We start from the raw sequence: 14,803 nt of genomic DNA on the forward strand, positions 1-14,803 counted from the left end.
TGTCCTGATTTAAATTTAATCCACTATATTGTTTAGTCTTTGTCGTAATCGATGTGTTTGTTGTGTATGCTTTTTTTGCTTTTTTGCAGTTGCAGGCTGGCGGCGTCACCCAGGCGCAGGGCGAGTCCGATGGCGAGGATGTCGATGACGGCAAGTTGCAGCAGGCGGGAAACCATGGGGGTGTAGAGTTCGGCGTTTTCCTGCGTGGCGATGCTCAATACGCAGTCGGCAAGCTGTGCCAGCGGGGAGTCGTTGCGGGTCAGGGCGATGACGGATGCGCCGTTTTCTTTGGCGATGCTGACGGCGTCTAAAAGCTCGATGGACGAGCCGGTGTTGGAAATGGCGACGACAACGTCTTGGTCGGACAGGACGGAGGCTGCCATCAGTTGGGTGTGGGTATCGACGTAGGCGACGGTGGAAATGCCGAAGCGGAAGAATTTGTGTTGCGCGTCTTGGGCGACGATGCCGGAGTTGCCGACGCCGTAGAACTCGACACGGCGGGCGTGCATCAGGGTGGCGATGGCGTTTTCCAGTTCGGACTCTTTCAGGAAGCGGCGTTCGCCCAAAATGGAGGCGGCGGCGTTGCCCAATACTTTTTCGACAACGATGCTCATGTCGTCGTCGGCGTTGAGCTCTTCATGGACGTAGGGCATACCTTCGTGGCCTATGCTGGCGGACAGGGCGAGTTTGAACTCGGGCAGTCCTTTGTAGCCCAGGCTGCGGCAAAAACGGATGACGGTCGGCTGGCTGACGGATGCGCGCTCGGCGATTTCGGCGACGGCGGCATGGACAAACCATTTGGGTTCCGCCAAGGCGCATTCGGCGACTTTGCGTTCCGCGCCCGACAGGTTTGACAGTGATTCGCTGATTTTGCTTAACATAAATATGCCCTTCGGTGTGTGCCGCCCCGCGGCGGGGCGGCTTGTGTGATTAAACGTTTTTCAAGTGGTTGTCGAGTGCCGCCGCTGCGCCGGTAATGCCCGGAAATTCGCTTAAGACGACATAGACGGGAATCGCGGCGAGATAGGCTTCGAAACGGCCTTTGTTTTCAAAGCGGCTGCGGAAAGGTGAGGTTTTAAAATATTCCAAAACGCGGGGGATGATGCCGCCGCACAAATACACGCCGCCGCGCGCGCCCAGCGTCAGGGCGAGGTTGGAGGCAACCGTGCCGAGCATGGCGCAGAAGATGTCCAAAGTCTGACGGCAGAGCGGGGACGTGCCGCTTAAGGCTTTTTCGGTGATTTCGGACGGTTTGAGGCGGTAGTTTTTCAGTTTGTCGCGTTTGGCGAGTGCCTCGTAAATCAGGCTCAAACCTGCGCCGCTGAGGAAGCGTTCGGCGGAGACATGGCCGTATTTGTTTTTCGCATACTGCCAAATCAAAACTTCCATGTCGTCAAACGGCGGAAAGCTGGAATGGCCGCCTTCGCCGGCAAGCGCGACCCAGCCTGCGGGGCTGTGCACCAGTCCGCTCACGCCCAAACCGGTTCCCGGCCCGATGACGGCTTTGGGGGCAAATTCGATGGGTTTATGCCCGCCTACCTGCATCAGGTCTTTGCTTGAAGTCTGCGTTACCGCCAATGCCTGCGCGGTAAAGTCGTTCAAGAGGATGAGGGTGTCCAGCTCCAATGCCTGACGGGTGGTTTCGATGGAAAACGCCCAATGGTGGTTGGTCATTTGCACCCAGTCGCCCAAAATCGGGTTGGCGATGGCGAAGGCGGCGTGCCGGACTTCGGCTCCGCCTGCCTGTTCCAAATAGGCTTTGGCGGCATCGACGATGGTGTCGTAGTCTTTGCACGGCAAGACTTGGGCTTTTTCAATCTGGTGCGGGGCGGTTTCGAGCGCGAAGCGGGCGTTGGTGCCGCCGATATCGGCAACCAGGCGCGGATAGTTTTTGCCGACGGGTTGTTGAATATCAGTTTGAGTAGAAGACATGGCAGTTCACTCCTTGATGGTTCAATACCAGGCTGGTCGGATATTCCAAATCGGCGCGCGCGGCGGCTTTGTCGAACACGGCTTTTTTCTCCGCACCCTGAATCGCCAAAAAGACGTTTTCCGTTTTGGCGATGGCGCCCAAGGTCATGCTGACGCGCTCGTGCGGCGCGGTAACGGGCGTGGTGTGGATGAGGGTCGGGTCGTCTGATTCGTTGATGGCTGCCTTCAGCTGCGGCGCTTTCGGGAAGAGGGAGGCGGTATGTCCGTCGCCGCCCATGCCCAAAATCAGTACGTCAGGTTGTTTGTAATGTTTCAGCGCGTAGGCAACGACGCTGTCGGGTTGTAATTCAGTTTCAGTTTTACCCGCTTCGACAACGGGAATCCAAGTCGCTGCGGCGGCTTTGTTTTGCAGCAGGTATTCGTGCGCCAAGGCGGTGTTGCTGTCGGCGTGGGTCGTCGGCACGATGCGCTCGTCAACCAAAGTGATGCCGACTTTTTGCCAGTCCAAATCTTTTTGCGACAGGGCTTGGAAGAAGGGAATCGGCGAGCGGCCGCCGGAAACCGCCAACACTGCGCTGCCTTTGTTATCCAGCGCGTTTTGCAGCGCGGCGGCGACTGCGTCTGCCAAAGCCTGTGAAGCGGCTGCTGCGTTTTCGTATTCATGCCAAACGAACATAAAAGTGTCCTTTCTCTGTTTTCAGACGACCTTTTGTTAAGAAGGGGGCAGGAGGTCGTCTGAAAGGCAGTGTTTGTGAGCGGGAAAGTAAGTGAGAGCCTGTATTGTCGATGGCAGCGCGAATGTCGGCGGAAACGCCTAATCTGCCGCCTTATGGTTTTCAGACGACCTTTTTGAACCGTGAACGCTTCAAGCAAAGGTCGTCTGAAAAGGCTTTACTGGTCTTCGTGCCACTTGTGTCCGTCGCGCGCCAACAGTTCGCGGGCGGCTACCGGGCCCCATGAATGCGCGTCGTAGCCGTGTGGCGGGGTGGTGTTGCTTGCCCAGTTTTCCAGAATCGGCATCACATATTCCCAAGCGGCTTCGAGTTCGTCGCGGCGGTTGAAGAGGGCGAGCTTGCCGTTGATGACGTCCAACAGCAGGCGTTCGTAAGCTTCGGCGCGGCGACCTCTGAGGGCTTTTTCCAAGTTGGTTGCCAGCGGCACGATTTCCACTTTGTTGCCCGCACCCGGCGTTTTCATCTGCGTATAGAGGCGAACGGACTCGGTCGGCTGCAATTCGATAACCAAACGGTTTGGCGCGGCTTGGCTGTTTTCAAAAATATGGTTTTGCAGCGGACGGAAGTTCAAGACGATTTCCGCCACTTTGCCCGCCATGCGTTTGCCGGTACGCAGGTAGAAAGGAACGCCTTTCCAACGGTCGTTTTCGATTTCGGCTTTGATGGCGACGTAGGTTTCGGTGAAGCTGTCTTGCGGAACGTTGATTTCTTGCAGATAGCCGTTCATGCCTTTGGCGGCGGTGTATTGTCCGCGCACGACGTTTTCGTTGACGGATTCGATGGTCAGCGGTTTCAAGGACTTGATGACTTTGACTTTTTCATCGCGCACTGCGTCGGCATCCAAGCTGGCGGGTGCTTCCATCGCAGTCATGCACAGCATTTGCATCAGGTGGTTTTGCACCATGTCGCGCAGCGCGCCGGTAATGTCGTAGAACTCGCCGCGCTCTTCCACACCGAGCTGTTCGGCGATGGTCAGTTGTACGCTTTCGATGTATTTGTTGTTCCACAACGGCTCGAACATCACGTTGGCAAAACGCAGCGCCAGCAGGTTTTGCAGGCTTTCTTTGCCTAAGTAGTGGTCGATGCGGTAGATTTGGCTCTCTTTGAAGTAGCGGGCGACATCGGTATTGATTTGTTGGGAAGAGGCGAGGTCGGTACCCAGCGGTTTTTCCAAAACGACGCGCGCGTTGTCGGCGTTCAGTCCGACTTTGGCAAGGTTTTCGCAGGCTTGCGCGAAGAATTTCGGCGCGGTGGAAAGATAGATGATGACGTTGTCGGTCTTTTTGCGGGCTTTGACTTTTTCGCCCAAAGCGGCAAAATCGGCTTCTTGGGTAACGTCGACTTTCAAATATTCGATACGTTTGACGAACGATGCCCAGGCGTCGTCTGAAAAGTTTTGTTTGACATGGATTTTGGAGTTGGTTTCCACTTTTGCCAAAAAGCCCGCCGTATCCAAATCGCTGCGGCTGACACCTAAAATACGACCCTGAGGATTGAGCAACCCTGCAACGTGCGCCTGATACAGACAAGGCAGCAGCTTACGCATTGCCAAATCGCCGGTCGCGCCGAACAACACCAAATCAAAATTTGTTTGTGTACTCATCGTTTTATCTCTCGTTGAGGAAGGCCTTGTGCCGGTGCCGCCGGATGCCGTGAAAGACGGGCGGTTTCGGCAGAAAAGCAATGGAAACCAATCGCCTGCATCAAAATTTCAAAACAGGCGGGCTAATGAGTAGTAATACTACACATGGCTACACATTTTGTCTATTCTCATTTTTACAAATTATTTGACTTAGTTTAAAAGTTTGATGAGTTTGGTTTGGTAGATTTTCACAAATGACGCATATCACGATTTAAATCAAATTTCTTACATTTAGCAGATTATTTTGTAACTAAATTACAGGTTTTGTATTATAATAGCCTGCATAGATAGAGTGAGGCTTTCAGACGACCCCTTGCATGGTTTGAAAGGTCGTCTGAAACGCTGAACGCCCCACACCCAATACAAAAAATCAGAAACGCGCAAACAAAAATCCCATACCACCCCTTCCGACAGGAGACCGAACATGAATCCCACTCCTATCCACCCCAAGCTCGCCGAAATCACCGAGCGCATCATCGAGCGCAGCCGTCCGACCCGCGAAAAATATCTGGCGAAAATCCGCAGCGCCAAACAAATGGGACGGCTGGAGCGCAACCAGCTCGGTTGCAGCAACCTGGCGCACGGCTACGCCTCCATGCCCAAAAGCATCAAAATTGAAATGCTTCAGGACACCGTTCCCAACTTAGGCATCATCACCGCCTACAACGACATGGTTTCCGCACACCAGCCGTTTAAAGACTTCCCCGACCAAATTAAAGACGAAGCACAGAAAAACGGCGCGACCGCCCAAGTCGCCGGCGGTACGCCCGCCATGTGCGACGGCATCACGCAGGGCTACGCCGGTATGGAATTGTCGCTGTTCTCCCGCGACGTCATCGCCATGAGTACCGCCATCGGCCTGTCGCACCAAATGTTCGACGGCAGCCTGTTTATGGGCGTGTGCGACAAAATCGTGCCGGGTTTGATGATAGGCGCGCTTTCGTTCGGTCATATTCCCGGCATCTTCGTTCCCGCAGGCCCGATGTCCAGCGGTATCGGCAATAAAGAAAAAGCCCGCACCCGCCAGCTTTTCGCCGAAGGCAAAGTCGGTCGCGACGCGTTGCTCGAAAGCGAAATGGGTTCCTACCACAGCCCCGGCACCTGCACTTTCTACGGCACGGCAAACTCCAACCAAATGATGATGGAAATGATGGGCGTACACCTGCCCGCCGCCGCTTTCGTCCACCCCTATACCGACCTGCGCGAAGCTCTGACCCGCTACGCAGCCGGACACCTCGCGCGCGGCATCAAAAACGGCACCATCAAACCCTTGGGCGAAATGTTGACCGAAAAATCCTTCATCAACGCCTTGATTGGTCTGATGGCGACCGGCGGCTCGACCAACCACACCATGCACCTCGTCGCCATGGCGCGCGCCGCAGGTGTGATTTTGAACTGGGACGACTTTGACGAAATTTCCTCCATCATCCCGCTGCTCATCCGCGTGTACCCCAACGGCAAGGCCGACGTGAACCACTTTACCGCAGCAGGCGGCCTGCCTTTCGTTATCCGCGAATTACTGGACGCAGGTTTGTTGCACGACGATGTCGATACCGTCGTCGGACACGGTATGCGCCACTACACCAAAGAGCCTTTTCTCATCGACGGCAAACTCGAATGGCGCGAAGCCCCCGAAACAAGCGGCAACGACGACATCCTGCGTAAAGCCGACAACCCGTTCTCCCCTGACGGCGGTTTGCGCCTGATGAAAGGCAACATCGGTCGCGGCGTGATTAAAGTGTCCGCCGTGCGCGAAGGCTGCCGCATCATCGAAGCGCCCGCCATCGTGTTTAACGACCAACGCGAAGTGTTGGCAGCGTTTGAACGCGGCGAGTTGGAACGCGATTTTGTGTGCGTCGTCCGCTACCAAGGCCCGCGCGCCAACGGTATGCCCGAGTTGCACAAACTGACCCCGCCTTTGGGCATCCTGCAAGACCGCGGCTTCAAAGTGGCGCTACTGACCGACGGCCGTATGTCCGGCGCGTCCGGCAAAGTGCCCGCGTCCATCCACATGACGCCCGAAGCCCTGATGGGTGGTAACATCGCCAAAATCCGTACCGGCGACCTGATCCGCTTCGACTCCGTTACCGGCGAACTCAACGTCCTGATTAACGAGGCCGAATGGAACGCCCGCGAAGTCGAACACATCGACTTGAGCGCGAACCAACAAGGCTGTGGCCGCGAACTCTTCGCCAACTTCCGCAGCATGACCAGCAGCGCAGAAACCGGTGCCATGAGCTTCGGCGGTGAATTTGCCTGATGTACGTTTCAGACGACCTTTTCAAACGGAAGGTCGTCTGAAAAATTATTGAAGCCGTTTAAAACAGACGTAGCAACTGTCGGATTCTCGAATCCGACACAGCCGTTTAAGATGTCGGATTCAAGAATCCGACCTACAGCCCCCAAAGGTCATCTGAAACTTAAACCACCATTCCGTTTGAACGCAGCAGACGTAGCGTGGGCTTTGCCCGCGAACAAAACCAAAGACGTAGGTCGGATTTTCGAATCCGACGTTATCAGGGCATTTGTCGGATACGGATATCCGAATACAGCCCCAAAGGTCGTCTGAAAACTTAAACCTCCGTTCCGTTTGAACGCAGCAGACGTAGCGTGGGCTTAGCCCGCGAAAAAAACAAAGACGTAGGTCGTCTGAAAACTTAAACCCCGTCCCATTTGACCTCAACAAAAACGACAACCCCATCCCACCTGGAGAATCGAAATGTCCAAACTGACCCCACGCGAAATCCTGACTGCCGGCGCAGTCGTGCCCGTCATGGCGATTGACGACTTAAGCACCGCCGTCGATTTGTCCCACGCCCTTGTCGAAGGCGGCATCCCCACCCTCGAAATTACCCTGCGCACTCCCGTCGGCCTCGACGCCATCCGCCTGATTGCCAAAGAAGTGCCCAACGCCATCGTCGGCGCGGGTACGGTTACCAACCCTGAACAGCTCAAAGCCGTCGAAGACGCAGGCGCGGTTTTCGCCATCAGCCCGGGCCTGCACGAATCCCTCGCCAAAGCCAGCCACAACAGCGGCATTCCCCTGATTCCCGGCGTTGCCACTCCGGGCGAAGTCCAACTGGCTTTGGAACACGGTATCGATACCCTCAAACTCTTCCCCGCCGAAGTCGTCGGCGGCAAAGCCATGCTCAAAGCACTCTACGGTCCTTATGCCGACGTGCGCTTCTGCCCGACCGGCGGCATCAGCCTCGCCACCGCGCCCGATTACTTGGCACTACCCAACGTCTTGTGTGTCGGCGGCTCATGGCTGACTCCGAAAGAAGCCGTTAAAAACAAAGACTGGGACACCATCACCCGCCTCGCCAAAGAAGCGGCAGCGTTGAAACCCAAAGCCTGATTTGTAACACCCCAAAGGTCGTCTGAAACCGTTTTCTAGGGTTTCAGACGACCTTGTTCTTTCAGGCGGCGTATATTCGGACGAAATCCGCTATAATCCGTACGATTTTTTTCCATTTTCGCGGTTCGCAAACCTCCCGCGTTACCAAAACTAGGATTCACCATGCAAAACCAACAAGCCTTGGTCATCTTCTCCGGCGGCCAGGACTCCACCACCTGCCTGATTCAGGCGATTCAAACCTACGGGCGCGAAAACGTTCAAGCCATCACCTTCCAATACGGGCAACGCCACGCCATTGAGTTGGAACGCGCCCTCTGGATCGCGCAGGATTTGGGCGTCAAACAAACCGTACTCGACTTGAGCCTGATGCAGCAGATTACGCACAACGCCCTGATGGACGACACCGCTGCCATCGAAACCGCTTCAGACGGCCTGCCCAATACCTTCGTAGACGGACGCAACGCCCTGTTTCTACTCTACGCCGCCATCTACGCCAAAGGACAGGGCATCAGGCACATCATCGCGGGCGTTTGCGAAACCGACTTCTCCGGCTACCCCGACTGCCGCGACGTGTTCGTCAAATCCATGAACGTTACCCTCAATCTGGCGATGGACTACGCCTTTCAAATCCACACCCCGCTGATGTACCTGACCAAAGCGCAAACTTGGGCGCTGGCGGACGAAATGGGCGCGCTGGACTACATCCGCGAAGAGACACACACCTGCTACAACGGCATCGTCGGCGGCTGCCATGAATGCCCGAGCTGCGTGTTGCGCGAACGCGGATTGGCGGAATATTTGGAAAGTAAAAAGATCGTCTGAAAATACAACCATCATCCGATACAAGCCTTATCATGACCAAACTTTATATGTTCTATCTCGGCGGTAACGCAGGCCGCTCCAATATCGAAGTGCACGACATCCAATTTGCCGTGTGCGACGATTACCGTGAAGCCATCCCTGCGCTCAAAGCCGCATGGTTCGGCGATGCGGACAAAATCCACATTGACGGCTGGCAGGTTGTCGAATGGGTGGACGGTTACGATGTCGATGTATCCGACCACGCCGAGCCGAAGGGGTCGTCTGAAAACGTCCCGCACCTGTATTTCGTCAATGTCGGCGGCTATCGCGCGGGACAGCTTGCCGAGGCGCACGCTTTCGGACTGTTCGCCGCCGCCACGCCCGCCGAAGCCAAACAAAAAGCCCTGAAAACCCTGTTGACCAACCATGTTCAGCAGCATAAAGACAACTTAAAAGACGTGGACAACCTGCTCCGGCTCGACCGCATCGGAAATCACACCATCCGCCTGACCCCGAATCCGCACGGCAAGCCTGCCGAAATGGGCTTTCAGGGCTATTTACCGATTTAAAGTACCCACCATGAAAATTACCAAGATATTCACCTTCGACTCCTCACACATGCTCGACGGGCATGACGGCAAATGCCAAAACCTGCACGGGCATACCTACAAACTCGAAATCACCGTTTCAGACGACCCCGTCAGGGGCGGGCCGAAAGACGGCATGGTGATGGACTTTACCGACCTCAAAGCCATTGTGAAACAACATATTACCGACCCCTTCGACCACGCGTTTATCTACCACGGCGGCAACGAGCGCGAATGCCAAATCGCCGCGCTCTTGGAGGGCTGGAACATGAAAACCCTGTGCCTGCCCTGCCGCACCACTGCCGAAAATATGGCGGTCGAAATGTATGATCGTTTGAAAAACGCGGGGCTGAAAGTGTGCAGCGTGAAATTGTGGGAAACGCCGACATCGTGTGCGGAGTATGAAGGGGAGTAGGGAATATCTTGCACGTATCCGTAGAGTAAATTCAAATAAGGTATGCCCAACCGCGTCATTCCCGCGCAGGCGGGAATCCAGAGATTTGGAATTACTGCAATTTTTAAATATTTCTGAAAAACCAAGGTCTGGATTCCCGCCTGCGCGGGAATGACGGTGTGGGGCGTCCTTATTTGAATCTACTGTAAAACTGTCTTTTTTTTCAGTAAGGATTCCCCGTTTTTTCAGACGGCCTTCCATATCAAATACACCCATTAAAAGGTACACCCATGAAACTCCTTTCCACCCTCTTAGTCCTCCTCGTCGCCGCCGAACATTTCTACATCGCTTGGCTTGAAATGACGCAGATTCCCAGCGAAAAGGCGGCGGAAATGTTCAAGCTGCCTTATGAATTTATGGAACAAAAGCGCGTGCAGACCCTGTTCAGCAACCAAGGGCTGTATAACGGCTTTCTCGGCATCGGGCTGGTGTGGTCGCGGTTTGCCGCGCCGGACAATGCCGTTTACGGCGCGACGATTCTGTTTCTCGGCTTCGTTTTGATTGCCGCCGCATGGGGCGCGTTCTCTTCCGGCAACAAAGGCATACTCGTCAAACAAGGTCTGCCTGCGATGCTGGCGGCGGCAGCGGTGTTGGCGGTATGAAGAAAATCAGCGTCGCCCCCGAAAATCCGCAATACCGCATCGTTGAAATCTTCGAGAGCCTGCAAGGTGAGGGCTGGAACACGGGCATGCCTGCCGTGTTCGTCCGCTTGGGCAAATGCAATCTGGCGTGCGGCTGGTGTGATACCGATTATTTGAAATTCGGCATGATGAGCCTGTCCGACATTTTAGGTCGTCTGAAAACCTACACTGCCCGCAATATCATCATCACCGGCGGCGAACCGACCATACAGCCGCATCTCGATATGCTGCTGGACACGCTCAAGGCGGAAGGCTATTTCCTCTGTATCGAAACCAACGGCCTCAAGCCCGCGCCGCCGCAAATCGACTACGTCGCCACCAGCCCCAAAGCCTGCTACGCCGCCAAATATGAAACCAACTGTATCGCCGAGGCCAACGAAGTACGCATCGTGGCGGACGGCGATGTCGTTGTGTTCTGCGAAAACATGGAACGCAAAATCCGCGCGCGCCATTACTACCTTTCGCCCTGCGAACAAAACGGCGTGATGAACATCTACGACACCATCCGCCAAATCGGTCTCTTAAACAGCCGCCCCGACGCGCCCGTGCATTGGCAGTTGAGCGTGCAGACACACAAATGGGCGGGGATAGAGTAGGGGAATGGTGAAGAATCAAATGCCAACTTAATACGCAAATATCATTCTTCTAAATCCTTATATTATTGAAAAGGTCGTCTGAAAATTTTCAGACGACCTTTTTTACAACTGTTGGATTTGTTTGATTGAGAATGAAAGATGGTCATGCAGATGAAAATGATGTATCGGGGACTGTGTAAATTATTTGATTCATGCCCGTCGGTTCCCTATACTCCGACCGTTTATTTCATCCTATTACAGAAATTTGATAAAAATTCTTATTTAATGCATAAAAAGCCGTTTGCTGCCGAATGGTGCAAGGAGGTTTGGAACTCCGCTGCCGTTCGGACGGCTAAATAATTAGGAGACACCATGCCATTATCTAAATTTCGTCCGGCACGTTTGCCGGTTGCCGTTGCTGCGGCACTTTTGTCTGCCTATTCCTTCGGGGCAGGGGATGGGGTTGAGCAGGTTGATTTGCCTACTGTCCAAGTGCGGGGCGTCGGTAAACAGACAACCTCCAACTACACCATTCCGGCTTCCTCCGCTGCGACAGGCATTCGCCTGACCCAGCGCGAAACGCCGCAGTCTTTGTCCGTCGTTACCGAAAAACAAATGGACGACCAAGGTTTGGATACCTTGCAGGACGTGTTGAAACAAACACCGGGCGTGTTCCACAGTAAAATGGGCAACAACGTCTCCGGCCACAGCGAGTTTATTTCGCGCAGTCAGGCGATTGACAGCATTTCTGTGGACGGCGCGCCCAAGTTCCTTTACGACAGTAAAGCCATCCGCCGCGGCACCAACAATCTGGACAGCGCATTGTACGAACAAGTCGTCGTCGTGCGCGGCGCAAGCGGTTTGTCCAACGGCGGTATGGGCGAACCGGGCGGTACGGTTGCTTTGGAACGCAAAAAACCGACTGCCAAACCTGCCGTCAGCGTGGAAGCCGGAGTCGGTTCGTGGAAACACTACCGCTTCGTCCTTGATGCCAATCATCCTTTGAATGCCGACAATACCTTGCGCGGCCGCGCTATTTTGGTCAGCGACCACGGTGGTGATTACCTGCCGAACACGTCGCGCCACAATCACACTTTCTACGGCATTCTGTCTTACGACCTCACGCCGCAAACCCACTGGCGCCTCGGTACGGAAATACACCGTTTCCGCAATACCGGCAGCTCTCCTTTCAGCTATCTGACCGTAGCGGGAGACCCTGAAAACAATCAACCTTTCGAACCGTTTGCAGCCTCTCCGCGCAGCAATTCCTCAGCAAAATGGGCTTACGGTAAAGAAAACAGTGCGGAAATCTTCACCTCTATCAATCATGAGTTTGAAAACGGTTGGACTCTGAACGGCAACTACAGCCATATTTACGGGAAAAGTGATGCGGTTGCCGGCATGGCTGGTCCTTTTGTCATTAATCCCGACTATTCCGCTCAATTCGTTGCCGAGCGCGACCAAGCCAAGTACACCGACCAAGATTTTTCTCTGAGTTTGGACGGCGATTACCCGCTTTGGGGACGCAAACATGAATTCAATGCCGGTATCAGCTATCAGTACAATAAGGAAACTCCCTCATATTACGAGAGAAATAAAGATGGGGTTGTCCCTGATTTGCGCCTTTTTGACGGAAATTTCACAAAACCGGCCATACCTTACCTTCGCGACGGCTTTGCCCATATGAAAAACCTCTCTGTTTACGGTTCAACCCGTTTCAAACTGACCGACAGGCTGGCATTGATAGGCGGCGGACGGTTTGTCGATTGGCAATACCGCTACAGTTCCGATCGCAACAATTTTGCCGACAGCAGGCATAAAAACAAGGTATTTATTCCCTATTTGGGCGCAAGCTATGATTTAAACGACAATCTGACAGCCTACACCTCCTATACCACCATATTCCGCCCGCAAGTGCGCAATTTGGATCGAAACGGCAAACCGCTCGAACCGCAACGCGGTAAAACATATGAACTCGGCTTAAAAGCCTCATGGTTTGAAGGCCGTTTGAACGCTTCTGCGGCGGCGTTTATCAATAAACGCGACCATTTGTCTAAAGAAATTTATGATCGTAAAAATCAATGGGTTTACTATGAATCTATTGACCGCACGACGACCAAAGGTGTGGAACTGTCTGTTGGCGGACGCCTGAGCGACAAATGGCTGCTCAATGCTTCTTATGCGTACTCCAAACTCAAAAACGATTCGGGCAATGTGGTCAACCCTTCTTATCCTGTCCACCTTTTCAAACTCTTTACGGCGTATGACGTTACCGACCGCCTAAACTTGGGTGCAAACGTCAACTGGCAAAGCGGCACAAACGCCTATGATGAATATCAGCCCTTCACCGTTGCCGGTAAAGAAGCCTTAACCCAACGCCCATACGCTACGCTGGACTTGACCGCGCATTACAAAATCGGCAAATCCACCCGCATCGGCTTGGACTTTGAAAACGTGTTCAACAAACGCTACCGCCCCATGCCCGACATCCACGTTTACGGCACACCGCGCAGCCTGACCGCTACGTTGAAACACACGTTCTAAAGCAGGCAGAAGAAAAGGTCGTCTGAAAAACCCGATTTGAGGTTTTCAGACGACCTTTGTGTTTCTATAGCAAGCATATTTAACTTTAAATACGGTATGTCATCAAATTCCGTCATTCCCACCCCCGCCGTAGCCTGTCCTCGCCTAGGCGGGGGCGGGAATGACGATAACCGATAAGTTGCGTATCGAAAAAAGTTATTTAGCTATATCAATATGTCAGTCGTTTACAGGTTGGGATTGACGATGATTTTAACGGCAGATTCGTTGTTGTGAATCAGACGCTCGAAGCCTTCGGAAATCAGCTCGTCCAGCTTGATGCGCTGGGTGATGAAAGGTTCAAGGTTGATTTTGCCTTCTTCCACCAGTTTGATGGTTTCGGCGTGGTCGTTGCAGTAGGCGATGGTGCCGCGCACGTCCAGCTCTTTCATCACGACGCTGTGGACGTTGATGGTGGCGGGGTGGCTCCAAATGGATACGATAACGACTTTCGCAGTCGGGCGGCAGGCTTCGACCATGGTGTCCAGCACTTTGTTGACGCTGGTGCATTCGAATGCGACGTCCACGCCTTCGCCGTTGGTCAGTTTTTTCACTTCTTCGACGACATCGACTTCAGAGGGGTCGAGGATGTAGTCGGCAACGCCGGATTCGCGGGCTTTATCTTTGCGCGCTTTGCTCAATTCGGTGATGATGACTTTGATGCCTTTGGCTTTCAAAACGGCGGCAAGCAGCAAACCGATCGGACCTGCGCCACCGACCAATGCGACGTCGCCTGCTTTCGCGCCGCTGCGGACATAAGCGTGATGACCGACGGACAGAGGCTCAATCAAAGCGGCTTGGTCTAACGGGATTTTGTCGGAAATCGGATGCACCCAGCGGCGTTTGACGGCGATTTTTTCGGCAAGGCCGCCACCGCAGCCGCCCAAGCCGATGAAGTTCATGTCTTTGGAGAGGTGGTAGTTGCTGCCTTCGCCGGTCGGTACGTCATCGCGGATGATGTAGGGTTCGACCACTACGTGTTGTCCGACTTTGAGGTCGTCCACGCCTTCGCCGACGGCATAAACCACGCCGGAGAACTCGTGTCCCATCGTTACGGGTGCGGACTCGCCGGAAATCGGGTGCGGATGGCCGCAGGGCGGAATGAAAATCGGACCTTCCATAAATTCGTGCAGGTCGGTACCGCAGATGCCGCACCAGGCGACGTTGATGCCGACGGTGCCGGGGGCGACGGTCGGTTCGGGGATGTCTTCGATGCGGATGTCGCCTTTATCGTAAAAACGTGCTGCTTTCATTGTAACGCTCCTTGTTTTGAGGTTGGAAAGAAAGGTCGTCTGAAAGGTAGGACGGCTTTTCAGGGAAGGGTAGGTGTGCGCTTGAATGACGACAGTTTTTATTATCGGCAGGGTTTGTGTCGTTTGATTGCTGTTATTTTAATACTTTTTGCTTTGGCCGGCAGGCCGTATTTTGAATAAACAAAAAGAGGTCGTCTGAAAACCTTGTTTCTAGGTGAACTGCACCCCAAAAGTTGGACATCCCCT

General features: G+C 54.0%; 13 protein-coding genes. 8 read left to right on the plus strand and 5 right to left on the minus strand.

Annotation, left to right across the window (positions count from 1 at the left end):
- Positions 1-32 precede the first annotated feature (32 nt).
- The 4 genes from hexR to zwf form a co-directional block, all read right to left on the minus strand.
- Complete coding sequence (gene hexR / locus HMPREF3066_RS00425; RefSeq protein WP_003776986.1) at positions 33-881, minus strand: DNA-binding transcriptional regulator HexR; 849 nt, start codon at positions 879-881, stop codon at positions 33-35.
- Between the two features lie 49 nt (positions 882-930).
- The gene (locus HMPREF3066_RS00430; protein WP_039406463.1) at positions 931-1,932 is read right to left on the minus strand and encodes a glucokinase; all 1,002 of its coding nucleotides are present in this window, start codon (positions 1,930-1,932) and stop codon (positions 931-933) included.
- Complete coding sequence (gene pgl / locus HMPREF3066_RS00435; RefSeq protein ID WP_070439785.1) at positions 1,913-2,608, minus strand: 6-phosphogluconolactonase; 696 nt, start codon at positions 2,606-2,608, stop codon at positions 1,913-1,915. The genes HMPREF3066_RS00430 and pgl overlap by 20 nt, the downstream gene beginning before the upstream one ends.
- 215 nt (positions 2,609-2,823) lie before the next feature.
- Positions 2,824-4,269 carry a glucose-6-phosphate dehydrogenase gene (gene zwf, locus HMPREF3066_RS00440; RefSeq protein ID WP_070439786.1) on the minus strand — a complete coding sequence of 482 codons (1,446 nt, stop codon included), beginning with the start codon at positions 4,267-4,269 and terminating at the stop codon, positions 2,824-2,826.
- Between the two features lie 463 nt (positions 4,270-4,732).
- Between zwf and edd the strand changes: the two genes are divergently transcribed.
- The 8 genes from edd (at position 4,733) to HMPREF3066_RS00480 (ending at position 13,268) form a co-directional block, all read left to right on the plus strand.
- On the plus strand, positions 4,733-6,568 hold the full coding sequence (edd, locus tag HMPREF3066_RS00445; protein WP_003757974.1) for a phosphogluconate dehydratase: 1,836 nt from the start codon (positions 4,733-4,735) through the stop codon (positions 6,566-6,568).
- A 459-nt stretch (positions 6,569-7,027) separates the two neighbouring features.
- Complete coding sequence (locus HMPREF3066_RS00450; protein WP_003757978.1) at positions 7,028-7,666, plus strand: bifunctional 4-hydroxy-2-oxoglutarate aldolase/2-dehydro-3-deoxy-phosphogluconate aldolase; 639 nt, start codon at positions 7,028-7,030, stop codon at positions 7,664-7,666.
- Between the two features lie 162 nt (positions 7,667-7,828).
- A complete protein-coding gene (gene queC, locus HMPREF3066_RS00455; RefSeq protein WP_070439787.1) occupies positions 7,829-8,488 on the plus strand; it encodes a 7-cyano-7-deazaguanine synthase QueC in 660 nt (219 codons plus the stop codon).
- Positions 8,489-8,520: 32 nt separating this feature from the next.
- Positions 8,521-9,036: a DUF1543 domain-containing protein gene (locus HMPREF3066_RS00460; RefSeq protein ID WP_070439788.1), complete on the plus strand. Its 516-nt coding sequence runs from the start codon at positions 8,521-8,523 to the stop codon at positions 9,034-9,036.
- 10 nt (positions 9,037-9,046) lie between these two features.
- The gene (queD, locus tag HMPREF3066_RS00465; RefSeq protein WP_070439789.1) at positions 9,047-9,469 is read left to right on the plus strand and encodes a 6-carboxytetrahydropterin synthase QueD; all 423 of its coding nucleotides are present in this window, start codon (positions 9,047-9,049) and stop codon (positions 9,467-9,469) included.
- 269 nt (positions 9,470-9,738) lie between these two features.
- The gene (locus tag HMPREF3066_RS00470; protein WP_003757307.1) at positions 9,739-10,110 is read left to right on the plus strand and encodes a DUF1304 domain-containing protein; all 372 of its coding nucleotides are present in this window, start codon (positions 9,739-9,741) and stop codon (positions 10,108-10,110) included.
- On the plus strand, positions 10,107-10,745 hold the full coding sequence (locus HMPREF3066_RS00475) for a 7-carboxy-7-deazaguanine synthase QueE (protein WP_070439790.1): 639 nt from the start codon (positions 10,107-10,109) through the stop codon (positions 10,743-10,745). The genes HMPREF3066_RS00470 and HMPREF3066_RS00475 overlap by 4 nt, the downstream gene beginning before the upstream one ends.
- Before the next feature lie 351 nt (positions 10,746-11,096).
- Positions 11,097-13,268, plus strand: a complete 2,172-nt coding sequence (locus HMPREF3066_RS00480) for a TonB-dependent siderophore receptor (protein WP_070439791.1) — start codon at positions 11,097-11,099, stop codon at positions 13,266-13,268.
- Positions 13,269-13,492: 224 nt separating this feature from the next.
- On the opposite strand, the gene HMPREF3066_RS00485 is transcribed toward HMPREF3066_RS00480, so the two are convergent.
- Complete coding sequence (locus HMPREF3066_RS00485; protein ID WP_003776525.1) at positions 13,493-14,557, minus strand: 2,3-butanediol dehydrogenase; 1,065 nt, start codon at positions 14,555-14,557, stop codon at positions 13,493-13,495.
- Positions 14,558-14,803 lie beyond the last annotated feature (246 nt).

The organism is Neisseria sp. HMSC03D10, assembly GCF_001807625.1.
Taxonomy (GTDB): domain Bacteria; phylum Pseudomonadota; class Gammaproteobacteria; order Burkholderiales; family Neisseriaceae; genus Neisseria; species Neisseria mucosa.